At 35.8% G+C, this 25,107-nt stretch carries 22 protein-coding genes, 1 pseudogene and 2 CRISPR repeat arrays (1 of these 25 running past the window's edge); all 23 genes and pseudogenes read left to right on the top strand.

Annotated elements, in window-relative coordinates; genetic code table 11:
• Positions 1–35: 35 nt before the first annotated feature.
• On the top strand, positions 36–1,016 hold the full coding sequence (locus Q0X52_RS04325; protein ID WP_297575348.1) for an RluA family pseudouridine synthase: 981 nt from the start codon (positions 36–38) through the stop codon (positions 1,014–1,016).
• A complete protein-coding gene (locus Q0X52_RS04330; RefSeq protein ID WP_297575349.1) occupies positions 946–1,893 on the top strand; it encodes a hypothetical protein in 948 nt (315 codons plus the stop codon). Before Q0X52_RS04325 ends, Q0X52_RS04330 begins: the two co-directional genes overlap by 71 nt.
• Entirely contained in the window at positions 1,893–3,065 is a 1,173-nt protein-coding gene (gene trmB, locus Q0X52_RS04335) for a tRNA (guanosine(46)-N7)-methyltransferase TrmB (protein ID WP_297575350.1), read from the top strand. The genes Q0X52_RS04330 and trmB overlap by 1 nt, the downstream gene beginning before the upstream one ends.
• Positions 3,050–3,721, top strand: a complete 672-nt coding sequence (locus tag Q0X52_RS04340; protein ID WP_297575351.1) for a cell division ATP-binding protein FtsE — start codon at positions 3,050–3,052, stop codon at positions 3,719–3,721. The genes trmB and Q0X52_RS04340 overlap by 16 nt, the downstream gene beginning before the upstream one ends.
• Positions 3,708–4,526 (top strand): FtsX-like permease family protein, encoded by an 819-nt coding sequence (locus Q0X52_RS04345; RefSeq protein WP_297575352.1) that lies wholly within the window; start codon positions 3,708–3,710, stop codon positions 4,524–4,526. The genes Q0X52_RS04340 and Q0X52_RS04345 overlap by 14 nt, the downstream gene beginning before the upstream one ends.
• Complete coding sequence (locus tag Q0X52_RS04350; RefSeq protein WP_297575353.1) at positions 4,523–5,701, top strand: murein hydrolase activator EnvC; 1,179 nt, start codon at positions 4,523–4,525, stop codon at positions 5,699–5,701. The genes Q0X52_RS04345 and Q0X52_RS04350 overlap by 4 nt, the downstream gene beginning before the upstream one ends.
• A gap of 127 nt (positions 5,702–5,828) precedes the next feature.
• Entirely contained in the window at positions 5,829–6,560 is a 732-nt protein-coding gene (gene pyrH / locus Q0X52_RS04355) for a UMP kinase (protein WP_297575354.1), read from the top strand.
• A complete protein-coding gene (locus tag Q0X52_RS04360) occupies positions 6,560–6,787 on the top strand; it encodes a DNA-directed RNA polymerase subunit omega (RefSeq protein ID WP_297575355.1) in 228 nt (75 codons plus the stop codon). Before pyrH ends, Q0X52_RS04360 begins: the two co-directional genes overlap by 1 nt.
• Entirely contained in the window at positions 6,762–8,954 is a 2,193-nt protein-coding gene (locus Q0X52_RS04365; RefSeq protein WP_297575356.1) for a RelA/SpoT family protein, read from the top strand. The genes Q0X52_RS04360 and Q0X52_RS04365 overlap by 26 nt, the downstream gene beginning before the upstream one ends.
• A 10-nt stretch (positions 8,955–8,964) precedes the next feature.
• The gene (tyrS, locus tag Q0X52_RS04370; RefSeq protein ID WP_297575357.1) at positions 8,965–10,167 is read left to right on the top strand and encodes a tyrosine--tRNA ligase; all 1,203 of its coding nucleotides are present in this window, start codon (positions 8,965–8,967) and stop codon (positions 10,165–10,167) included.
• Between the two features lie 9 nt (positions 10,168–10,176).
• Positions 10,177–11,268, top strand: a complete 1,092-nt coding sequence (locus Q0X52_RS04375) for a nitronate monooxygenase (RefSeq protein ID WP_297575358.1) — start codon at positions 10,177–10,179, stop codon at positions 11,266–11,268.
• Entirely contained in the window at positions 11,261–12,718 is a 1,458-nt protein-coding gene (locus Q0X52_RS04380) for an N-acetylmuramoyl-L-alanine amidase (protein ID WP_297575359.1), read from the top strand. Before Q0X52_RS04375 ends, Q0X52_RS04380 begins: the two co-directional genes overlap by 8 nt.
• Complete coding sequence (mnmC, locus tag Q0X52_RS04385) at positions 12,715–14,559, top strand: bifunctional tRNA (5-methylaminomethyl-2-thiouridine)(34)-methyltransferase MnmD/FAD-dependent 5-carboxymethylaminomethyl-2-thiouridine(34) oxidoreductase MnmC (RefSeq protein WP_297575361.1); 1,845 nt, start codon at positions 12,715–12,717, stop codon at positions 14,557–14,559. Before Q0X52_RS04380 ends, mnmC begins: the two co-directional genes overlap by 4 nt.
• Positions 14,556–14,984: a hypothetical protein gene (locus tag Q0X52_RS04390; RefSeq protein ID WP_297575363.1), complete on the top strand. Its 429-nt coding sequence runs from the start codon at positions 14,556–14,558 to the stop codon at positions 14,982–14,984. Before mnmC ends, Q0X52_RS04390 begins: the two co-directional genes overlap by 4 nt.
• 83 nt (positions 14,985–15,067) lie before the next feature.
• Positions 15,068–15,829: an acyl-CoA dehydratase activase gene (locus tag Q0X52_RS04395; RefSeq protein ID WP_297575365.1), complete on the top strand. Its 762-nt coding sequence runs from the start codon at positions 15,068–15,070 to the stop codon at positions 15,827–15,829.
• Positions 15,819–16,934, top strand: coding sequence for a double-cubane-cluster-containing anaerobic reductase (locus tag Q0X52_RS04400; protein WP_297575367.1), 1,116 nt, complete (start codon positions 15,819–15,821; stop codon positions 16,932–16,934). The genes Q0X52_RS04395 and Q0X52_RS04400 overlap by 11 nt, the downstream gene beginning before the upstream one ends.
• A 27-nt stretch (positions 16,935–16,961) precedes the next feature.
• Positions 16,962–17,912: a substrate-binding domain-containing protein gene (locus Q0X52_RS04405; RefSeq protein WP_297575369.1), complete on the top strand. Its 951-nt coding sequence runs from the start codon at positions 16,962–16,964 to the stop codon at positions 17,910–17,912.
• Positions 17,899–18,639, top strand: coding sequence for an ATP-binding cassette domain-containing protein (locus Q0X52_RS04410; RefSeq protein ID WP_297575370.1), 741 nt, complete (start codon positions 17,899–17,901; stop codon positions 18,637–18,639). Before Q0X52_RS04405 ends, Q0X52_RS04410 begins: the two co-directional genes overlap by 14 nt.
• Complete coding sequence (locus tag Q0X52_RS04415) at positions 18,636–19,565, top strand: ABC transporter permease (RefSeq protein WP_297575372.1); 930 nt, start codon at positions 18,636–18,638, stop codon at positions 19,563–19,565. Before Q0X52_RS04410 ends, Q0X52_RS04415 begins: the two co-directional genes overlap by 4 nt.
• A 73-nt stretch (positions 19,566–19,638) precedes the next feature.
• Positions 19,639–20,232 (top strand): hypothetical protein, encoded by a 594-nt coding sequence (locus tag Q0X52_RS04420; protein ID WP_297575374.1) that lies wholly within the window; start codon positions 19,639–19,641, stop codon positions 20,230–20,232.
• 296 nt (positions 20,233–20,528) lie between these two features.
• On the top strand, positions 20,529–21,128 hold the full coding sequence (locus Q0X52_RS04425) for a hypothetical protein (protein ID WP_297575376.1): 600 nt from the start codon (positions 20,529–20,531) through the stop codon (positions 21,126–21,128).
• Between the two features lie 12 nt (positions 21,129–21,140).
• Positions 21,141–23,597 (top strand): annotated as a pseudogene (locus Q0X52_RS04430) (molybdopterin-dependent oxidoreductase).
• 600 nt (positions 23,598–24,197) lie between these two features.
• Positions 24,198–24,687: direct repeats of the CRISPR family, unit length 30 nt; unit sequence GTTTCAAAATCCATAGGATCAAATTTATAC.
• Between the two features lie 41 nt (positions 24,688–24,728).
• Positions 24,729–24,944, top strand: coding sequence for an XRE family transcriptional regulator (locus Q0X52_RS04435; RefSeq protein ID WP_297575378.1), 216 nt, complete (start codon positions 24,729–24,731; stop codon positions 24,942–24,944).
• A 32-nt stretch (positions 24,945–24,976) separates the two neighbouring features.
• Positions 24,977–25,107: direct repeats of the CRISPR family, unit length 30 nt; unit sequence GTTTCAAAATCCATAGGATCAAATTTATAC (it continues 5,998 nt past the right edge of the window).

Raw genomic sequence — 25,107 nt, forward strand, 5'->3', positions numbered from 1 at the left:
AATTTTTATTGGTATTATAACAGATGGAGGTTAAATTGGAACAATTCAAGAGCAAAAAAGATGAAAGATTGGACAAAATTGTTTCAGAATTTTTAGCTATCTCAAGAAATCAAATTCAACCACTCATAAAAGATGGCAATATAGTTGTCAATAAAAAAAGAGTTGATAAGCCCTCTTTTAAGGTCTTTGCTGGAGATGAGATAGAGATAAGCTTTCCACCAAAAAAAGAGTTAGATATCAAAAAAGCCTTAAGCGAGTTTGATTTTGATGTGGAAGTTGTCTATGAAGATGAAGATCTCTTAGTCATCAACAAGCCATCAGGACTTACAGTTCATCCTGCTCCAAGCGTCAAAGAGCCAACTTTAGTTGATTGGCTAAAAGATAAAAACTATCTTCTTTCTACCATAAATGGCGAGCTTAGAGCAGGCATTGTCCATAGGCTAGATAAAGGAACTAGTGGCGCTTTGTTGATTGCCAAAAATAACAAAACTCATGAGATTTTAGCCAAACAGCTACTAGATAGAACTATGGGCAGATACTACATAGCGGCGATAAATTTAGCCCTTAAAGAAAATCTCATAGTAGAAAGACCAATAGGCAGAAATCCCAAAAATCGCCTAAAAAACAGCGTCTTACAAGGGGCAAGAGAGGCAAAAACAGCCTTTTGTAGCCTTTATGATGATGAGGGGCTCCATCTTATCGCAGCAAAGCTCTTTAGTGGAAGGACTCATCAAATTCGCGTTCATCTTGAAAGTATCTCAAGAGCTATAGTTGGCGATAATTTATACGGCTTTAAGAGTGGGAGCGATAAAATAACAAGAATTATGTTACATGCTTATATATTGTATTTTATCCATCCAAAAAGTGGAAAAAAGATAGAAGTTGTAGCAGACCTCAAACAGGACTTTAAAGAGTATATTAATAGTAAAAATAGGAGTGAAATTTATGGACAGATCAATCCGTCTATTGTTATCAATAGTTTTAATAACCTTTCTAGCTGGTTGCACCTTAAATAATGACGCACTTACTACTCCATCACCATCTCATATGCAAAGTGATGACTCCATACCCAACATAACAACTATAAAAAGTATAGCCTCAAGTGATGAAATTGGGCTTGAGTGGGAGTTTATGGGGCAGATGGAAATTGATGGATTTTTCATCTATAGATCCATGCCAAATGAGAGCGATTTTGGCTATATAGCGACTATAGATGACAAATTTGCAACTCACTTTTTAGATAGAAATTTAGAGCCAGAAACTACATATCGCTATATGGTAAGACCCTACATAGGAGATAGGATAGCAGCACCAAAGGGCTTTACTGTAGTTACAACTCAAAACTCACTAGAGCCAGTCTCATTTGCAATTGTATTTAAAAATTTAGATGGCAAAAACAAGCTACTTTGGAGACCACATACCGACTTAAGAGTTGGCTCATATCTCATAGAGAGAGGAGTTGGCGATAGTTGGAGTAGATTGGCTGAGTTAAAAGGTAGATTAAATGCCGAATATATCGACAAAAATGTAGATGACGAGTATCAATACAGAATAACTGCCATAAGTAAAATTACAAAGGCCTCAGAGCCTCTTATCTTTAAAGAGGAAAATTTAGTCTTAAAAAAGAGCAAAAAGGTCCAAATTCCAACTATCTTAGGCGCAAAACTAGTAGAAAACAGAGTTGCCATAAGTTGGGATGAGATAGTTGGCGCAAAGAGCTATCTACTCACAAAAGAGAGCTTAGATGGCAAAGAGGAGATAGAGCTTAAAGAAAATATCTATTATGACTCCAAGATAAAACAGGGCTTTCACTACGCCTACAAAGTTCAAGCTATCATGGAAGATGAAAGCAAAACTGCCTTTTCAAAAGAGTATAGGGTCATCATAAACTAATGCCAAATTTCATAACAAAAGAGTTAAAAAAGATAAATTTACCACTTAGCAAAGATGGTATAAACTTCTACAAAAAGGCAAGTTGTGGTGATGAGTTGATTATCTTTACTGCCAATCAAAATGAAAATTTTCTACTAACTGTTAAAAAAAGAGATGAAAACTATCTAGTAAAGGGTTACAAAGGAATGAATCCTAGCAAAACTATACTTTTGCAAGAGGCACTTGAGCTTTTTTCAAAAGAGTTTTGCAAAGAGATTGTAAGTAGTGCCTTTAGAGCCAAAAAAAGCTCACTTAAAAGCAACTCCGCCATAAAGACAAAAGAGGAAATTTTAGAGATTTTACAAGAGAAAAAAAAGGTCGCTTTAGAGATTGGTTTTGGATCTGGTCGCCACCTTTTATACCGCGCCAAAGATGATAAAGAGTGCTTTTTTGTAGGAGTTGAAATTTACAAACCCGCCATAAAACAGGTTAGCAGACAGATAGAACTTCAATCCATCTCAAATTTAGCTCTCATAGATATAGATGCGAGACTTTTTTTAGAACTTCTTTGCTCAAATAGCCTAAATGCGATATATCTTCACTTTCCAGTTCCTTGGGACGATGCACCGCATAGAAGAGTTGTAAGTGGTGATTTTTTAAATGAGGCCTTAAGAGTGCTTAAAAAAGGGGCTAAATTTGAGCTAAGAAGTGATAGTAGAGAATACACCATCTTTACCTTTCAAGAGGCCTTAAAACTTGATGGTATCGCCATAGAGTGCTACAAAAATCACGACCTAGCAATAAGTAGCAAATATGAAGATAGGTGGAAAAGAAAAGATAAAGATATCTACGATCTTAAACTTACAAAAGAGTTTGACTCTCAAGCAGACAGCGATAAGCTTAAGATTAAATTTGACTTTAAGATTGACTACAACGCCTTTGCCAAGGAGTTTAAAAAAGAGCGCCTCAAGTTTGAAAACTTTTTTGTTTTGTTTGACAAGCTCTATGAGATAGATGGCGGCGGATATCTTTTAAAGGTTGCAATGGGCGCATTTGACAAACCACAAAATAGATTTATCATACTTGATGACAACACTCTTAGCTATTTTCCAAAAGAGCCAATACCAACCAAAGAGAGCTTTTTGGCACACACAGCTATCCAACAAAGGTTAAAAAAATGGCAGAAGTCATAACTGCAAACAACCTAACTTTACAATACTCAAAAGGCAACCCAATCATCAAAAACGCCACCTTTTCTCTAAGTTCCAACGAAGTTATCATCATAACAGGCGAGAGTGGAAGTGGCAAATCAACTCTACTTAAGTCATTTTATGGCGAGATAGAGATAACAAGCGGAAGACTAAATGTCTGTTATAGCGAGATGAAAGGTATCAAAAAAAGAGCTTTAATGAACTTAAGAAGAGATATAGGAGTTGTTTTTCAAGATTATCGCCTCATCAACGAGTGGAGTATCGAAAAAAACATAATGCTACCGCTCATCATAGCAGGACGTAGCAAAGGGCTTTGTATGGAGCAAGCAAAAAAGCTCTTAAAGCACATTAGCCTAAGTCACAAAATGGGAAGATATCCATATGAGTTAAGTGGCGGCGAGCAGCAAAGAGTCGCAGTTGTAAGAGCTATGGCAAACAACCCACCAATTTTGCTTTGTGATGAGCCTACAGGAAACTTAGATGAGCTATCAAGCGATATCATATGGAAGCTTTTATACTCTGCCAAAATCTCCTGGGGCGCTTGCGTAGTTGTTGTAACTCACAAAAAACCATCAGCTTTGATGTTTCCTCATAGACATTTTGAGATAAAAGATGGAGTTGTTCATGAGATCTATTAAAACTCATTTTGGCTTTATTATGCCACTTGTTTTTTTGCTATTTTCTTTGCAATTTGTAATATTTATCGATAGAGCTTTGGTTGATTATAGAGCCATTATGCAGGATAATTACGCCATTGTTTTGGTTGCAAACAAAGAGCTTTTTAACAAAGATGAAGCGCTTAAACTAAAAGAGATAAAAGAGTTAAATATCATAGATCCAAGCAAAATATTGGCAAAAATAGAGGGCAAAATGACACAAGAGAGCTTAAATAGACTAAAAAAGAGCTTGCCAAATTTCTATGATGTAAAACTCTCCATCTTTCCCAACAAAGAGCAACTTAAAAGCATAGTTTCATCTCTAGAAAAACTTGATGGCATAAAGAGAGTTGAGAGCTTTTCAAAGTCGCATGACTCCATTTACAATGTCTTTTTACTAGCCAAACAGATAGTCTATGTATTTAGCGCATTAGTCGCAATTTTGGGCGTTATACTTATCCTAAAACAGATTAGTATCTGGCTTTATGAGCATAAAGAGCGCATTAGCATACTTGATCTTTTTGGCGCAACTTTTATGTTAAAAAGCACCATTCTTTATAAAATGGCGATGATAGATAGCATAATTGCAACCGCAATTGTTACCTTCATCTACTATGAAGTGCCTAACAATCTCTATTTTTCTAGATTTATGCAAGAGGTTGGACTGCAAACTGCACCTATAAATTTAAAAGAAGATCCTATTTTACTCTTTAATGCCTCGCTTGCCATCTCAATCATCTCTGTAACATTTGTAATGCTTAATGCCTCTAAAAAAAGAGCTTCATGAAACTCTTAATTTTGTTATCTCTCTCATTTTTACTACTTTTTGCCGATACCAAAGAGCAGATAAAGCAGACTTCACAAAAGATAGATGAGGTCGATTCAAGTAGAGTTGAGATAGAAAAAGAGATAGAGATAGTTGGCAAAAAAATCATACAAGAAAGCAGAGAAAAAGAGAATCTAGAAGCAGAGCTAAAGGTGCTAAATGAGAGCCTAAAAAGGCTTTTTGAGCAGAAAAAAAACTCCATAAATGAGCTAGATAAATTTAAACAAACAAACACCAAGTTACAACAAGAAAAAAAACAGCTAGAAGAGAGCCTAGCAACTCTTTTTTCCAATGAATTTGCCTTTGACCTCATCCAAAACGAGAGCAAAAAAAATAGCCAAAACATCATCATGAGTGAAATCTTTGAAAAGTTTATGGAGATAAAAGATGAAAAAAGCTCAAAGCTAGTTCTTGAGTATGACAACATCTCATCGCTTATTGATGAGACCTCTAGTAAAATAACCTCTTTAGAGGTCGATATCAAAGAGTATGAAGATAAAAAAAGAGAGCAAGAGCTATTAACCAAAAGACAAAATCGCCTTATAGAGAGCCTAAACAAAAGTAAAAAAGAGTATATAGCAAGGCTAGAGCAGATTCAAAAAGAGCAAAAAACTCTAAGAGACACTCTGTCAAATTTAAAGATAATTGACAAAAAAGAGAGCGAAGCAAAGGCAAGTTCAGTCAAAGAGATTGACCAAAAAATCAAACAATATGGCTCCTCTTACTCACAAAGCTCTGTTAAAAAATATAGAGGCACAAAGACAATATCTCCGCTAAAAAACGCACAAGTTAAAAGAAAATTTGGAAGATATAAAGATCCAGTTTATGGTATAGAACTTTTTAATGAAAATATAGTCCTTAGCTCTTCGGTGCCAAACAGTAGCGTTGTGGCGGTACTACCTGGCAAAGTTGTCTTTGCAAAAGAGACATTAGTTTTAAACAAAGTTGTCATCATCTCACATAAAGATGGGCTTCACACTATTTATGGACATCTATGGCAGATTCCAAGTGACATAAAAGTTGGAAGAGCCATCAAAAAGGGACAGATTATCGGAAGAGTTCAAAGTGATCTTACATTTGAAGTTACATGGCAAAAACATCATATAAATCCGCTCGATCTAATAAATTTAAACTAACCAAAGTAGCTAAATTTGACTTCAAAACAGAGAGTTTTCAAATAAGCCTCAAGCTTAAATTTAATAACCAAATTTTTATATGAAAATTAGCACTTTTTAGATAAAATAAGAAATTTAAGGAGGACTAATGAGCAAAAAAAGCAAAAGAATATTGGTCAAGTTTTCAGGTGAAGCACTTGCAGGCGAAAATGGTTTTGGGATTGATAGCAACATCTTAAAGTTCATAGCATCTCAGATAAAAGAGCTTGCCTTGGCAGACATTGAAGTTGGCATAGTAATTGGCGGTGGCAACATCGTAAGGGGAGTAAGTGCTGCAGCTGGCGGTATCATCAAAAGAGCAAGTGGTGATCATATGGGAATGCTTGCAACTGTGATAAATGCAATAGCTATGAGAGAGGCTCTTGAGAGTGCCGGACTTGATGTAAGAGTTCAAAGCGCCATAAAAATGGAGGCTATTTGCGAAACTTTTATCATTGGCAGAGCCATAAGACATCTTCAGAAAAAAAGAAGTGTTATCTTTGCTGCAGGAACTGGCAATCCATTCTTTACAACCGATACAGCCGCAACTTTAAGAGCTATAGAGATAAATGCCGATATGATTATAAAAGCGACTAAAGTTGAGGGGATTTATGATAAAGATCCGCACAAATTTAGCGATGCAAAACTTCTAAGCAGACTTTCATATGAAAGAGCTTTGGAAGACAATATCAAGGTCATGGACGATACAGCAATTGCACTTGCCAAAGACAACAACTTGCCTATTGTAGTTTGCAACATGTTTAAAGAGGGCAACCTACTAAAAATTGCAAATGGCGATCTTTCATTTTGTTCAGTAGTCAAAAATCAAGGAGAGTTATAATGGAAAGAAGGATAGAAAACATAGTTGCACAAGCACTAAAAAGAGTTGATGGCGATAGATATAAACTTGCCTTGATGGTAGCAAAAAGAGTTGAAACACTTTCAAATGGCGAGCCAAATTTAGTTGAAGGTATCGACACTAAAAAGATGAAATTTTCTGATATTGCTCTTTTAGAGATAGCTCAAGGAAAAGTGCTTTTAGATGGAATTGTTGAAGCAAATCAGTGATGGTCAGATAGAAACCATCATTGAAGATATTGTCCATATAAGAGATATAAACTCAGCAGTTGAACTTCTATACAAGTTAAAGCGCCCTACTTTTATGCTAAAAAGAGGCGTTGAAATTTGTATAAGAGAGCATAGTGGTCAATTTAGAAGAAGTGGCGAACCATACGCAGTCCATCCTATATTGGTCAGCTGTTTAGTGGCTTTTTTGGGTGGCGATGATGATATGACTATCTCTGCTTTGATGCACGATGTAGTTGAAGATACGACATTTAGTCAAGAGCAGATAGTTGAAGAGTTTGGAAATGAGGTTGGAAAACTAGTTCTTGGACTTACCAAAATTGTAAATATTAGAGAAGATAAGCTAATTCCATCCGACAAAAAAGATGAAAAGCTCCACGCATCCGCACTTACCTTTAGAAAGATATTGTTAGTCTCCATTGAAGATGTAAGAGTGCTAGTCATAAAGCTTTGTGATAGACTTCACAATATGCTAACTCTAGACGCATTAAGACCCGACAAGCAAGTTAGGATTAGCGAAGAGACTTTAGTAGTCTATGCTCCTATAGCCCATAGACTTGGAATATCATCCATAAAAAACATTCTAGAAGATCTTAGCTTTAAGTATGTCATGCCAAAAGAGTATGAGATGATAGACAACTACATCAACGAAAACAAGCAGCAACTTCAGATGAATCTCAATAAATTTAGCCTAAAAGTAACTGAGTTTTTGCTAACAAATGGCTTTTCTGAAAACAGCTTTGAGATACAAAAAAGACTAAAACACTACTACTCAATCTACCTTAAGATGCAAAGAAAAGGGATCTCAATACAAGAAGTTCTAGATCTTTTGGCAGTTAGAATCATAGTAAAAGAGGTAAGAGATTGTTATTTGGTGCTTGGAGTTTTACATACGAAATTTAACCCACTCATATCTCGCTTTAAAGATTACATTGCTATTCCTAAAGAAAATGGCTACCAAACTATCCATACAACGGTCTTTAATGACACTATGATTATAGAGGCGCAAATTCGAACATTTGATATGCACAATACCGCAGAATACGGTGTTGCAGCCCACTGGAAGTATAAATATGGCGCCTCACTCAACCCAAGGCTTGATTGGATAAGCGATATTGGTAAAAATGAGCTTGAAAATGGCGATGTGGAAGATATGTATGAGTATGCAAAAGATAGCTTATATGGCGAAGATATCAATGTCTATTCACCAAAAGGTGGTATTTTTACATTGCCAAGAGGCGCTACTGCACTTGATTATGCCTATGAAATCCACTCACAAGTAGGATTAAAGGCTGTTGAAGCTTATGTTGATAGAGTAAAAGTTCCACTTCTAACAGAGCTTAAAAACGGCAACATAGTCCATATCATAACTGGTAACGAACCGCAATACCGATGTAGCTGGCTAAATGCAGTAAAAACTGCCAAAGCAAAGGCTACGATGAAAAGTTTTTGCAACCAAAAAAGAAAAGAGATTAACTATGATGTCGCAATAAGAATCCTTTGCTACATCTTTGGCGTAAAAAAAGAGACTATCATCTCGTGGCTTGAGAAAGAAAATCTCTCCAAAAAGATAGGAAATGTCTCTTTTGACTCAGTCTATCTACAGTCAGTTGTAAATACTCTTAAAAAATATCCTAAAAAAGAGTCCGTTTTTGGGCTAAATTTTGCAGACAAATATCTAGTCAAAAAGCAGAAATTTGAAAATATTGTAGTCTATTGCAACCATAAAGTTTTGGGTGTTGAGTTTGACTTTTGTTGTAACCCAAAAAGAGGCGATGATATTATCGGATTTAAGACATTTAGCAATGTAGTGGTTCATCATAAATTTTGCGAAAGAGCAGCCTCATTTATAAAAGAGGAAAAAGAGATGATTTTTGTAAAATGGACGAGAAATGCGCCGCACAGATACAAAATAATTCTTACTTTAGAGAACAAAAGAGGCGCTTTGGCTAGTTTTTTAACCTACCTTGTAAAGCTAGGCGTAGATGTAGTTGGAATAAAACTTGATGAAAATAGCTACACATCTACAGATTATTTTGAAATAGTAATAGAGTTAAATGAAAATTTAGACTCAGATGATATAAAGAACAGATTAAAAGAGAGGCACAAAATCGTTGAGTTTATATCGCTCAATGATGCATACAATTAAAGGAGTATAGATGAATATAGATGCAATTATGGTCGAGATAAAGAGTGGAATAGCTGAGATTATAGATGAAGAAAGGGTCAAATCACTCATAGAGAGATATTATGAAAGTGGTGAGAATTTCTATGTAAAGGCAGGTTTTGATCCAACAGCACCAGATTTGCACTTTGGACATACAGTTGTTTTGCAAAAAATGGCACTTCTTCAACAACATGGCGCCATAGTTCAATTTCTAATAGGCGATTTTACAGGTCAAATTGGCGATCCGAGTGGCAAAAGCGAAACTAGAAAAAAGCTAAGCAAACAAGAGGTTTTCAAAAATGCCAAAACATACGAAGAGCAAGTTTTTAGGATATTAAATAGAGAAAAAACTAAAATTTACTTTAACTCAAACTGGCTAAATAACCTCAAAGCAGCAGATCTCATCGAACTTGCTAGCACCTACAATGTTGCAAGAATGCTAGAAAGAGATGACTTTGAAAAGAGATACAAAGCCGAACTTCCAATCTCAATAAGTGAGTTTTTATATCCACTTCTTCAAGGATATGATAGTGTCGAGATGAAAACAGATATAGAGATGGGCGGAACCGATCAGAAATTTAACCTCCTCATGGGAAGACATCTACAAAGAACCTACAACATAGGCAAAGAGCAAGCTGTCATCATGATGCCACTACTTGTGGGACTTGATGGCAAAAACAAAATGAGCAAATCTCTTAATAACTACATCGGCGTTACAGATACTCCAGATGAAATTTATGGCAAAACTATGAGTATTAGCGATGAGTTGATGTGGGATTGGTATGTGCTTTTAAGTTCCAAAGATACGCACGAGATAGAACAAATTCACAACATGGTAAAACATGGCGAAGTCCATCCCAAATCAGCCAAAGAAAACCTTGCAATGGAGCTTGTAAGTAGATTTTATGGCGAAGAGGTGGCACTTAGAGCAAAAGAGGAGTTTGATAATGTCCATATGGATAACCAAACCCCTACAGAGATAGAAGAGTTTAGCGCTGTTTCGCCTATTTGGGTAGTAAAAGCTATACTTATATGTAACCTTGCAAAATCAAGCAGCGAAGCTAGAAGACTCATAGCGTCCAATGCCTTTAGTATAGATAAAAACAAAATTTTAGATGACCAACTTCAACTAAGCAGTGGCACCTATTTATTGCAAATGGGAAAAAGGAACTTTGCAAGACTTAAAGTTATGTAAGGAGTCAAGATGAAAAGCGTCAAAATAGGTAAATATGAGTTAAAATATCCCATCATTCAAGGCGGAATGGGACTTGGCATAAGTTGGGATAGACTTGCTGGCAATGTAAGCTTAAATGGCGGCCTTGGAGTAATAAGCTCTGTTGGAACAGGGTATTATGAAAATGGAAAATATGCCAACAAACTCATCAGCAACAAACCATTTGGAAGCGAAAACTTCTACTCTGGCAATGCCCTAAAAGCCATAGTAGCCAATGCAAGAAAGATTTGTGGCGATTTACCTATTGGAGTAAATATAATGTATGCAAGCAACGACTTTCAAAGAACAGCCAAAGATGCTTGCGAGGCAGGAGCAAATATCATCATATGCGGCGCTGGACTTCCTACAAATTTACCTGAATTTACAGCTGATTTTAGCGATGTTGCGCTTATGCCAATCGTCTCATCAGCAAAAGCTCTTAGAATAATTTGCAGAAGATGGACCACAAGATACAACAGACTTCCCGATGGCGTTGTGCTTGAAGGACCTCTTAGTGGCGGACACCAAGGCTTTACGTATGAGCAATGTCTTGATCCAAACTATCAACTAGAAAACCTCATTCCTCAAGTAAAAGAGGAGATAAAACAGTGGGGCGATTTTCCACTATTTGCAGCTGGTGGCATTTGGGATAAAAAAGATATCGACAAAGCTATCCTTCTTGGCGCAGACGGTGTGCAGATGGGAACTAGATTTATCGGCACCTTTGAGTGCGATGCAAATGAGGGCTTTAAAGAGGTCATTATAAATGCCAAAAAAGAGGATATTAAACTCATCAAATCTCCAGTTGGCTATCCAGCAAGAGGGATAAAAACCAATCTTATAAATTTAGTTGAGAAAAAAGAGGGTCCAGCTATTCGCTGTATTAGCAACTGTGTATCGCCCTGCCAAAGAGGCAAAGAGGCCAAAATGGTAGGATATTGCATAGCAGATAGACTTTATGACTCATACAGCGGCAACAAAGAACTTGGGCTTTTTTTCACAGGAGCCAACGGATATAGACTAAAAGAGATAATAAGCGTAAAAGAACTTATGCAAAAACTGATAAATGGTGAAGATGAGTAGATTTTTTCTTATATTTCTCTTTAGCGCAACTCTTTTTGCCTCTAACCTCAACCAAACACTATCAAGCTTTGATGATAGCTTTTTGGCTTCAAATTACGATGATAGAGTGCTTATCTATCTTGATTTAAAAGATAAATTTAAAGAGGCAAAAAATAGACAAGAGAGAGCTGAGTTTTTAAAACGGCTTATTTTTAGCTCCAAAATTTTAAAAAAAGAGTATAAAAACTATGAAAAAGAGCTAAATTCTCTTGGTGGCGGCTATGAAAAGTATAGAAAATTTATAAACTCAAAAACAAAAAAGAGAGATAAAAATCTCCAAAGCGATCTCCTACTCAAATTTAAACCAACCACGCAACCGCCAAATTTAGTAAAAAAAACAAAAAAAGCTAAAAATCTAGTTGCTATAAGAGATAACTTAGATAACATTTTACTTCTATTTGATGGCAAAGTTGCAACAAATGAGATAAAAACCCTGACTCTCAACTCAAAAAACAGCTCAAGATTTGTCATAGATCTACCTATTTTTAAGGCGACTAGCACAAACAATATCAAAAAAGCTCCACTTAAAGATGTAAGAGTTGCAAATTTCAAACCAGGCGTTACTAGAGTTGTTTTAGAAAACCCTACTCCTTTTAAGGCTTGGATAAAAAATGGCAAGGATAGACTTGAAATTTATAGCACTCTTTTTAGTAAAACCACCCCACCAAAAATAATAACTCCAAAAACAACAGCTCCAAAAGTTGCAATACCAAAAGCAATAACTCCCACCCCTATGGCAAAAACAATAGTCATTGACCCAGGGCATGGTGGCAAAGATCCAGGTGGAATGGCATTTAAGCTAAAAGAGAAAGATATTGTCCTGACAATCGGACTAAAACTATCCAAAGAACTTACCAAAAGAGGCTACAAAGTTCTTATGACAAGAAGCAGCGATAAGTTTATAAACTTAAGAGATAGAACCAAGTTTGCCAACAAAAACAGAGCAGATATGTTTATCTCACTTCACACTAACGCCGCACCAAATAGCAAAAAAGCAAAGTCTTTGCAAGGCTTTGAGACATTTTTCCTAAGTCCAGCAAGAAGTGAGCGCAGCAAAAATGCAGCAGCACTTGAAAACCAAAGCACAGTTGATGAGATGAGCTATTTTTCAAAACAGACCTTTTTAAATTTTTTAAATAGAGAGAAAATCATCTCTTCTAATAAACTTGCCATTGATATTCAAAGATATACTCTAAATCATATGTTGAAACGCTACAAAATCAACGATGGAGGTGTTAGAGAGGCTCCATTTTGGGTACTTGTAGGAGCGCTTATGCCAGCAGTGTTAGTTGAGCTTGGCTACATAACTCACCCAAATGAGTCAAGACTCCTAAACAACCAAAACTATCAAAATGACCTAGTTATTGGCATTGCCAACGGGATAGATGCATATTTTATAAAAAATAGATGATGATATTTAAAAACAACAGCTTTTACTCCAAAGAGTATGATGATATCTACTTTAGTTTGTTAGATCCAGTTGGCGAGAGTAACTATGTTTTCTCATCTTGCGTTGATGAAATTGTAAAAGAGAGCATTGTTGTAGCAGAGAGTGGCTTTGGAACGGGACTAAATTTTTTTACAACCATAAAGCGGCTCAAAAACAAAAAACTTCACTACATAAGCACAGAGAAAAATCCACTCACAAAAGAGCAGTTAAGAGAGGTCTATAGCCACTTAAATGTTTTTAAAGATGAGCTTGAAAAACTTCTTTTAAACTATCCGTCAATGCCAATCAGTGGTCTTTGGCGCATCAAATATAGCGATAATATAACTCTTGATCTCTTCTTTGGCGATATAGACAAAGCACTAGATGAGCTTGATTTTAAGGCAGATATCTGGTATCTAGATGGCTTTGCACCTAGTAAAAATCCAGACATGTGGAGCAAAGAGATCTTAGAAAAGATCTCATATCTTCTAAAACAGAATGGAATAATCACAACTTTTAGTGCAGCAGGGGCGCTAAAAAGAGCTTTAAAGTCGCTTGATTTTGAGCTTAAAATACAAAAAGGCTTTCAAAACAAAAAAGAGATGATAAGAGCTGTTTTAAAAAAAGAGAAAACTAGCCTAAAAGAGATCTGGTTTCAAAGAGCAAAAAATAGTATCAAAAAAAGAGTTGTCGTTGTTGGTGGCGGAATTGCAGGATGTGCGAGTGCATTTGGGCTAAAAAAAGCTGGCTTTGATGTGGTTCTTTTAGAGAAAAACGAGCTTGCAACTGGTGCTAGTTCCAACCCTTACGGCGCCCTACTACCTCTAATCGCCCAAAAAAACACAGAGATAGGACTTTTTCATCTAATAGCTTTTAAATTTGCCAAAGAGTTCTACAGACGAAATTTAACCAAAGAGTTAGTAGAGTTTAACGATGCCATCTGTTATGCATATGACAAAGAGCTTGAAAAAAGATACAAAAATAGCTTTGAGTGCTTCAAATTTGACCAAAATAGCGCGCCCTACCCCTCCATAACTATAAAAAACGCAGCTATTTTACAGCCAAAAAAGTGCTGTAAATTTCTAGTAGATAGCGCAGATATTGATGTTAGGCTAGGTTGGAACTATAGCGGCTTTATATTGCAAAAAGATGGAAGCTATACTCTCTTTTGCAAAGATGATGAGATAAACTGCGATATCATCGTATTTGCAATGGGTCACAAAAGCATGGAGCTTTTTGATGGCACCATTAATTCTTTTGATGAAAACTTAAAGTTAAGTAGCGTTAGAGGGCAGACAACCTTTTTAAAAAATGGTATAAAAACTGATATCATCATCAACTCCAAAGGATATGCGATACCGCCACACGATGGCTATGGGCTTATTGGCTCTACTTATGATAGAGGCGATTTTGATGACAATCCAAGGCAAAGTGACGATCTAAAAAATATAGATAAGCTTAAAGAGTTTATCAACTTTACACCCGAGGTCATAGGCTCAAATGTAGGACACAGAGCTTATAGTAGCGATAGATTCCCAGTAATTGGAGCTTTGCATGACGCGTCACTTTACAAAGAGAGTTACAAAGCCCTACTTTGGCAAAAAAACAGCATATCCAACCCAGCAACAACGCCGCCAAGCTACCTACCAAACATCTACATAACCACAGCTCACGGCTCACGTGGTCTTGGCACAGCGATACTTGGCGCAGAGCTCTTGCTTGACTACATCCTAAATCGTCCCTTTTGCCTACCAAAAAGCCTCATCCACGAGCTTCATCCTGCTAGATTTTTGATACGCAAACTTAAAAAAGGGCTTTTATGAGAGTTCTTCTGCCAATATTGACCTTGTTCTTACTGATAGCTTGTTCAAAAGAGCCATTTAGCTATGAAGACGGAAGGCTTTTTTATAAAAAAGATAGAGCTTTTGGAGTTGTTTTTGTTATGCAAAATTGCGCCTCTTGCACCACCTTACTACAAAACATCAACAAAGCTATGACAAAAAAGAGCTTTGATTTTGTCGCAATATCACTTTTAGATGAGGATTTACAAGCCCTAAAGAAAAGCAAAAATATAAATTTCCCACTACTAGCAAATTCCAAAACTATAGAAAAAGCCATTGGCACTCCAAAAGCGGCACCATTTACCATATTTTTTGATAAAAATGGCGAAGTTTTCTTTAAAAAATATGGCACCATCGATGAAGAGAAGCTGCTAGATATCATCACAACTCTTACAAAATCCAAATAAAACTAAATAAGAGCTTTAAATTTAAACAATATTGATATAATCACAAAAGTTCTAAGTTTAGAAATGACATTTTAGGAATGAGTGTGTATTTTATCGGCATAGATATCGGCTCTACATCGACAAAAGTAGCAGTTTATGACCCAAATTTATCGAAATTTTGCGACCTCTTTTTTATGCCAACAGGCTTTAGTGGTGTTGAAATTGCCAAGAAAATTTATCAAATTCTACTAGAAAAGGGTTATTTTCCATTTTTTATCACTGCGACTGGCTATGGAAGAGTTAGTGTTGAGTATGCAAATTTGACCCTTACGGAGATTTTGTGTCACGGGATTGGAGCGAACTATCTTTTTGAGCAAGATTGCACTGTTATAGATGTCGGCGGACAAGATACAAAAGCGATAAAAATTGTCAATAACAAGCCAGATGACTTTATAATGAATGACAAATGCAGCGCTGGAACGGGCAAATTTATCGAAGTTATGGCAACTAGGCTTGGAGTTGATATCTCTCAAATTTGGCAAATTGCAACCTTTAAAGAAAATATAGAGATAAGTGCCACTTGCACAGTTTTTGCAGAGAGCGAGATTGTCTCACTCATAGCAAAAGGGGTCTCAAAAGAGCATATAGCCTATGCAATCATCGACTCATCTGCCAAAAAAGTGGCAAGTTTGGCTAAAAAGTTTGAAAATGAGCGCTATTTTTTGAGTGGTGGATTGAGCAAAGTTGCGCTCTTTGTAAATTTATTGCAAAAAGAGCTAAATGCCAAAGTCCATACCGACAAAAATGCCATTTTTTGCGGTGCAATGGGCGCTAGTTTGATGGGAAAGAGAAAAAATGAATCTTAGTTTTCTAAAGCAAAAAAATGCAGCCGAGCTATCCTATCTCAAAAAAAGCGGCAAAAAGATAGTTGGAGTTTTTTGCACCTATGCACCAAAAGAGCTTATTTATGCAAGTGGCGCGCTAGCAATATCCATTTGCGCCTATGATGAAAGCCCCATAAATGAAGCGCACAAAGAACTTCCTAGAAATCTCTGTCCTTTGGTAAAGGCAAGCTATGGATATGCACTAACTAAAAAATGTCCCTATATGAATGCAAGCGACCTAATCATCGGCGAGACAACCTGCGATGGCAAGAAAAAGATGTTTGAGTTGATGGCAAAACACAAAGAGCTACACGTCATGCAACTTCCAAACACCAAAGAGCCAAATAGCCTAAAACTTTGGAAAGATGAAATTTTAAAGCTAAAAGAGAAGTTGGAGCATAAATTTAATGTTAAAATTACAGATGAAAAGCTTTTAGAAGCTATTGAAATTTACAACAAAGAAAGAGATCTGATGAGCGAAGTTATGGATCTTGCCAAACTTGATCCAACGCCTATAAGTGGGAGTGAGATGCACGATATACTTTTTGCAAATGACTTTATTTTTGACAAAAACGAAAAGATAAAAATATTGAGTGATTTGATAGATGAGTATAAAAACAGAGCAAAAAGTCCCTTTATCCTAAAAAACAACAAAAAACGAATTCTAATAACCGGTTGCCCAAGCGGTGGCGTTTATGACAAGATAATAAAAGAGATTGAGAAATTTAACGCAGTTGTAGTTGGCTTTGAAAACTGCGTAGGCACCAAAAACTTCGACAACCAAGTTGAAACAAAGGGCGATCTTTATGAAAATTTAGCCAAAAGATATCTACAAATTCCTTGCTCAGTCATCTACAATAACAGCTCTCGCCTTGAAAAATTGAGCACGATGATAAGAGAGCTTAGAGTAGATGGCGTAGTTGATATAACTTTAAGCGCCTGTCATACCTACGCCATAGAGGGATTTAGTGTGAAAAATAGCGTAAAAAAAGATGGCGCTTCCTATCTACAGATAGAGACTGATTATTCAAAGCAAGATATCGGTCAGATAAGAACAAGGCTTGAGGCCTTTTGTGAGCTTTTATAGATTTAAATTTCAAAATAAGGAGAAGTTATGAAAAAGTTAATTTTAACTCTATTTGTGGCAGTTACCATGCTAAATGCAAAGATGACTGTCTATTTTGACGCCGGTGGAAGCGCTGGAGATAACTTTGGCACCGTCATATCAAATGGTGCAAGAGCTGCGGCTAAGGATCTTGGCATTGAGCTAAAGGTCTATTATTCGGATTGGGATCCAAACAAAATGGTTGAAAACTTCAAAACATATAGCGCTACAAAGCCCGATGGAATGGTCATTATGGGACATCCTGGCGATGAACTTTACAAGCCTTTGGTAGATAGAGCTATGAAAAGTGGCATTGTTGTAACAAGTATCGATACTCCGCTTAAACAAACAGAGCAAAGCAACGCTGCTAAAGGCTTTGGATATGCAGGAAGCGACAACTATTTAGCAGGAGTTGCCATGGCAAATGAGGCTCTTAGATTTTTTGACCTAAAAAAGGGCGATAAGGTTATGATATGGGGACTTTTAAGTCAGCCAACAAGAGGACTACGCGCAAAAGCTATGATAGAAGTTTTGAAAAATGCAGGAATGAAGGTCGATTATATCGAAATCTCGCCTGAGATAAACAAAGATCCAACACTAGGTCAAAATGTCTTTGGCGCATATGTAGCCAAAAATCCTGATCTTAAAGTTGCCTTTATAGATCACGGCTCACTTACTGCTACAATGGCGCAAATTATGAAGAACTTAAACATAGATAAAGATAAATTTGGCGTGGCTGGCTTTTCTCTCTCGCCTGCAACTCTAGCTGGCATAAAGGGCGGTTATGTCGATATCATAGGCGACGCACAACCATATTTTCAAGGATATTTTAGTGTTCTTCAAATTTATATGAGTAAAAATTATGGCTTTTCAGGCTTTAAGATAGATACAGGTGGCGGATTTGTCACAAAAGAAAATATAAGCCTAATTGAGCCTTTGATAAAAGATGGTATCAGATAGTCTTATAAAACTCAAAAACGCCTTTAAAAGCTTTGGTAAAACTGAAGTTTTAAAGGGCGTTGATTTGGAGCTAAAAGAGGGCGAGACCTTAGTTTTGCTAGGCGATAACGGCGCTGGAAAAAGCACACTTATCAAATGCCTTTGCGGACTAGATAAATTTGATAAGTTTGATGAGTTTCAAATCACCAAAAAAAGCCTTACTAGCAAAGAGTTAGACTTTAAATTTATGCGAAATTTAGGAATGGAAGTTGTCTTTCAAGAGAGCTCCATCTGCCCCAATCAAGAGATTTATCGCAACATCTTTGCCACAAGACATCTTAAAAAATTTGGTCTTTTTATAGATAAAAAAGCAGAGATAAAGGTGGCAAATGAACTTCTAAAAAACTATCTAAACTACACAGGCGCGGGGCTTGATGCCAAAAGCAGGGCATTAAATTTAAGCGGCGGCGAAAGACAAGGTCTTGCTATAGCAAGGGCAATTTATTTTAAGTCAAAGATATTGATACTAGACGAGCCAACGACAGCTTTGGGCGTTTTGCAACAAAACAAACTTATGAACTACTTGCAAGAGCTACAAAACAGAAGTATCATTCTCATAACTCACAGCCTAAACAAAGCATATGAGATAGGTGATAGATTTATCCTGCTAAAGAGTGGCAAGGTCGCAAAAACAGCGCTAAAGAGCGGGTTTGAAAACTTAGAAGCGCTTTATAGGTTTATAGAATGAAGATAAACTCAATCTTAACACTGATGCTTTTTGGAATTTGGGTACTTTTTTGCTACTTTTCGCCAACTGTCTTTTTAAGTGGCAACATCTACTTTAGCTACCTCTCATCAATCCCAATTATCCTAATACTCGCCTTAGGACTTCTACCGCTTATCATAAGTGGCGAGTTTGATATGAGTTTTCCATCTGTCATGGCTATGGGCGGATTTGTCTGCTCATCGGTCTTTAACCAAACTGGCTCTTTGTTGTTGGCAGTTGTAATCTCACTGATATATGGCTGTTTGGCAGGAGTTTTCAACGCCCTACTTACAATAGTTGTAAAGATTCCCTCCATCATCGCAACCATCGGCACTCAGTTTTTTTGGCGAGGATTAAGTGTAGTTTTGAGTGGGGGACTTAGTTTAAGTCTTTATGAGGCAGATGGTTTTGTAAAAGAGCTCTTAGTCGGTAGAGTTTTTGGAGTGCCGATGCAAAGTATCATAGCTCTACTTCTAGCCTTTCTTATCTATCTTTTTATCTTTAAAACTAGCAGCGGCGAGAGTGTGCTTTTTGTTGGAGATGATGAAAAAAGCGCTAGAATGCTTGGTTTTAGACCAAAAGTTGTTAAATTTATGCTTTTTATAAGCTCAGGCTTTATGAGTGCTTTGGCAGGTGTGATTTTGAGCTTGGAGTTTATAAACTGGTGGCCAAGTCAAGGCGATGGCTACATGCTTCTTGTCTTTGCTGCTATTTTTATAGGCGGAACTAGCGTCTATGGTGGAAGCGGTAGAGTTTATGGCACAGTTATAGGAGCTATTATCATTGGCATAATGGAGAGCGGTATCGTTGCTATGGGCTTTGACGCCTTTTATACGCGGCTTGTTTATGGGGTGATAGTTATCGCTTCTGTCTGCCTTTATTCGCTATTTCTAAACAAAAACAGATAAATTTTTAAATTTCACTTTACAAAAGATATAAAATTTTTGTAAAATCACGTACTCAAATTTAAAAGGAATTCATATGAAAAATATAGTTTTAAAAAGTTTAGTTGCAAGCTCACTGCTTTGCTCATCGCTCTTTGCTGGCAATGTCTTTGTAGGTGTCAATGGCGGATATAGTAATTCAAAAATGAAAGTTACACCAGATGGCTATGATTCTGAAAACTTTAAAGACAAAAGATTAAATCTTGGCTTTAAGGTTGGATATGACTTTGGAGAGTTTAAGGCTTATGGAGCCTATATATACAAAGCTAAAGGCTCAAAATTTTTAAACCCAGAAACAATCAAATGGGGTGGCTCTGACTTTTTAGTTGGTGGCGATTACACCCCAAAAATAGCCAATAACTTTAAGCTTGACCTAGGTATCTATGCTGGTATTTCAAAATTACGTTATGAACTTGACAATCCTGATTACTCTATTAACTCAAACAAACAAGGCACAATTTATGGTGCTAAATTTGGTGGTATATTTGAATTCAACGAAAGCAACGAGCTTGAATTTGGCTATCAGATAGACAAAAGCACATACAAAAATGTAACAATAGCCGATGGAATAGAAGGTAAAATTAAGGTTAAAGACCATGGATTCTATCTAGGATACAACTACAAATTCTAATAACCAAAGGCATGTTCTACATGCCTTGGTATTTCAACATTCAAATTGGATTTAATCAATACAATGTCTCAAATCAAGTTTAAATTTGACGATAAATTTAGACAAGATAGAAATTAATCTTTTATTATTAGTTCATAATTTAACTAATTTAATTCATATAATTGTAAATCAATAAGTATTAAATTAGCTATAGTTATAAATTTATATTGACAGTTTTCCTATTTTTAATTTTAATTTAATTATAAGTCAGATATCCTTGCTAATTAGTAGGATTAACTTACACTAAAGGAAATACAATGAAAAAGCTACTTATAACAACAGTTGCTTTATCCACTCTTTTATTTTCCAAAACCATGTATTTACAAAACGATGAAACTATTTTTAGCGACAATAAACCAGTAGGTTTTGCCACTATTTTAACGCCCGTTGAGGTCTTAAGCCAAGACAAAAACTCATCAAAAGTTGAAATAATAGGCTATGTAAATGAGTATTATCAAGTAAAACTCATAAAAGATCCGATGCTTGCTGAAGATTTTATCGTTTTTGAGGATGAAAATGCCTCTGTTTCATATGAGGGCGATGAAAATACATATATAAAAGTTTTAGAAAAGATAGAAGATAACTATGGTGAGAGTTGGTTGAAAGCTAAATTTAGTCTTGGAGTCAAAAACAGTTCACTCACAAACGATCCAAACGCACTTTATAACGAGGCAAAAAACTTATATGAGCAATCCTGTTCTCCATGTCACCGTTTGCACGATACAAAGGAATTTACAATAAGTCAGTGGCCGTTAAATGTAGAGGAGATGATAAGTTCAGGCTTTGTTTTCTTTGAACCAAGCCAAAGGGATTTGATAATAAAATACTTACAGCATAATGCAAAAGATGCAAATTAAAGGGGGTGTATTATGAAAAGAAGAGATTTTATAAAATTTAGTCTTGTGGCAAGTTCTGCTGCATATGCAAATAGGATTGAAGCTATAAAAGAAACTATTTTTGATGACAAAAAGGTCTTATCAGCAAATAGGTTCGGTGCATTTTATGCCAAGCTAAATAGCGGTCAAATAGTAAGTGTTGATAACTTTGAACATGACGCTTTTCCAACTACGATGAATAATTCACTAGCTGATCGCATCCAAAACGAAAGTAGAGTTTTGTATCCTTATGTAAGAAAAAGCTATCTTGAAAAAAGAGGTCCTAATAAACCTGAGCTAAGGGGCGAAGATGAGTTTGTAAGAGTTAGCTAGGATGAGGCTCTTGATCTTGCAGCAAATGCCTTAAAAGAGAACTTTGATAAGTATGGTCCTGAGTCGATTTATGGTGAGTGCTATTGGTGGGGTGGCTGCGGAAAGGTAAGCTGGGGAAGAACTGTAGCTCATAGAATGTTAACAATTTTAGGCGGATATGTTGAAGAAACTGATGACTACTCAACTGGAGCTGGAATTGCTATAATGCCTTATGTGCTTGGTTCTACGGCTGTTTATGACACGCCTACAAGATGGGAGACTATCATTAAAGAGTGCAAAAATGTAGTATTTTGGGGAACAAACCCCGTTGTGACAAACCAAATAGGTGGTGCTGTCAATACCCATGATGTCTATAAATACTATCAAAAAGTAAAAAAATTAAAAGATGAAGGTAAAATTTCAATAACCAGCATAGATACTTTTAGAAATGATACAGCAAGATACTTTGAAAGCGAGTATATCCCTGTAAGACCAAATACAGACACTGCGATGATGATAGGAATGTGTCATTATCTATATGAAAATAAACTTTATGATGAAGAGTTTATCAAAAAATATACTGTTGGCTTTAACAAATTTAAAGACTACTTTTTAGGAAAAAATGACGGAGTTGTAAAAGACTTAGCTTGGGCTAGTCAAATTTGCAATGTAGATATAAAAGTTTTAGAAGAGCTTTGCAAAAAACTAGTAAAAGACAACTCTATCATAATAGCTGGTCGTGCTCTTCAAAGACAAGATCATGGCGAGCAAGTATTTTGGATGGTAGTTACACTAAGTGCTATGCTTGGACATATTGGTAAAATGGGTGGTGGATTTGAGTTTAACCAAAGCTACAATAACGGTGGCGCAGGTAGCATGATAGGACCTAGCCTAAAAGGAATTTCTGCTATCCCTAGCCAAAAATACACAGACGAAAATAGTCCTTGGACAAAAAATAAAAACTACACAATCCCAACAAGTAGAAGCATTCAGGCGCTAGAAAGTCCAGGAAGCGAGATAGACTTTAAAGGAACAAAGATAAAACTTCCACACATGAGAGTTGCCTATAATGCAAGTGGATCTATGTTTACAAGACATCAAGATGTAAATAGAGCCGTTGAGGCGTGGAAAAAGTTAGATACTGTCATCACTGCTGAGCCATTTTGGACATCACAAGCAAAACTTAGCGATATAGTATTACCTGTGGCAATAGAAGGCGAAAGAACTGACATTATAGAATCACAAGCTACAAGAGAGTTTGTTTTTGCATTAAAACCTGTAATAACTCCTATGGGCGAGAGCAAGAGTGACTTTCAAATTTGTAAAGAGATATGCAAACGCTGGGGAATGGAAGAGGTATTTAGTGAGGGAAAAAGTGAGCTTGAGTGGGTAAAAGAGATTTATGCAGATGTCATGAATCAAGCAAAAACGCTAGGATATGCAAATATACCAAGCTTTGATGAGTTTTGGGAAAAAGGATATGTGAGATTTGATAAAAAAGATGATGAAAATAAATACTACACAAGATTATCAAACTTTAGAGAAAATCCACGCAAATTTAGACTTGGAACACCATCAGGCAAGATAGAGATATTCTCACCTGAGATTGAAAAAATGGGTTATGATGACTGCTTGGCTCATCCAGCTTGGCTTGAACCTTTTGAGTGGCTTGGAAACAAAGAGAAGACTAAAAAATATCCACTTGCTATCTCTAGCCCTCACTCAAGATTTAGACTTCACTCTCAGCTAAATAACTCTATCATTAGAAATTATACAGAAATAGGTGCTAGAGAGCCAGTTATACTAAGTCCAAAAGCTGCAAAAGCTAGAAATATAAAAACAGGGGATATCGTTAGAGTCTTTAATGATAGAGGTGAGATTTTGTGCGGTGCGATAGTAAGCGATATTGCTCAAGATGATGTTGCGATAATCTGCGAGGGTGCGTGGTATGATCCAGAAGTTTATGGTAAAAAAACTCTTTGCCAACACGGATGTGTAAATGTCCTAACCCACGACAAAGGCACAAGCAAACTTGGTCAAAGCAACTGCGCTCACACTTGCCTAGCTGAGATCGAAAGATATAAAGGCGTGGTTATGCCAATTAGAGCATTTTCAAAGCCAAAGATTAAAAATGCTTAGCAATGGTTTAAGTTGCTAAATTATGACTTAGCCCGAGTTGTGAGGGCTAGGTCACATCTTTGTAGTTTTTATAATTTTTACCTATTGACACTTTTATCTTATTAATGTTTTTCCACACATTAAAATAATCCAAAGAAACATGACACTTAATCTGAAAATTTGACATAGCTATGGCAATACTACTCGCAACACATAATATATAAAATAGATATTTCAATTGTAAATAAGTTTTATCAATTTGTCAAAATTTTGTAAATTTCAGAAATTAAAAGCTATTTTTTTAGTATTTTTTGTTATTTGCGGTGAAGTAAATTTTCTGTAGGTTTTGATAAGCAGTTTTCACTAGCGAGGTTTTTTTGAAAATAGAGATTTTAAAATTTGATAAAAAAGATAGCCAATAGCATAAGGCGAAATAAAATCAGCTATAAAATTAACAATAATGAGGTCAATGATATAACAGCTTCTATTAAACATCTGCTCAAATATATTATCCTTATTGTTTTAATTGTGCCATGAAACAGATCCCTTAAATTAATAAAAACTTAATTTAAAGCGTTTCAATAAACGAACTTTAGCTACTTTTAGATAAATACTAACTTCGTTTCAAAATCCATAGGATCAAATTTATACTGGTGGCACTTGAGAAGTTAAGACCATATGCAGGGAGTTTCAAAATCCATAGGATCAAATTTATACGAATTTCAAAGAGATTTTTTAAATAATCATTTTTTGTTTCAAAATCCATAGGATCAAATTTATACTTTGCGATTATGCAAAGAACAGCAAGAAAGGAGAAGTTTCAAAATCCATAGGATCAAATTTATACTCTAAAGGGGGGTTTGAGATGAAGTTTCTTCAATCTTGTTTCAAAATCCATAGGATCAAATTTATACCGAAAATATCATACCCATAACTTTGAAATACTTCTGTTTCAAAATCCATAGGATCAAATTTATACCACGATATAAGGCATTTAGTTGCTACATATTCTAGTTTCAAAATCCATAGGATCAAATTTATACTGTGGCAACTTGACTTCTATACCCTCTGCGCTCCAGCCGTTTCAAAATCCATAGGATCAAATTTATACTTTATGATATAATTTTGTATTTTAATTAAAAGGTTTTAAAAATGACTAAAAAAGATTTTGACAATTATTTAAGAAAGTTAGGATTAAATAAAAAAGATTTGTCTATTTTGTTAAATTTATCTTACAACACTATAAATGGTTGGAATGGAGAAAATAAGCCCTTTCCTGATTGGCTTCGAAGTTGGTTTTTTCATTATGAAAAATCGTTAAAATTTGATAAAATAAAAAAACTTTTTAACGATGATATTTTATATTAATAATATCGTTATTATTATAAACGATATCGCTCGTTTCAAAATCCATAGGATCAAATTTATACCAAAACGCCCACGTCTTAAAAGTGCAGGTTGATTTTTGTTTCAAAATCCATAGGATCAAATTTATACTCAATAAGCTCTAATTTTAAGCCATCATTTTTCA

Source organism: uncultured Campylobacter sp. (assembly GCF_947255105.1).
Taxonomy (GTDB): domain Bacteria; phylum Campylobacterota; class Campylobacteria; order Campylobacterales; family Campylobacteraceae; genus Campylobacter_B.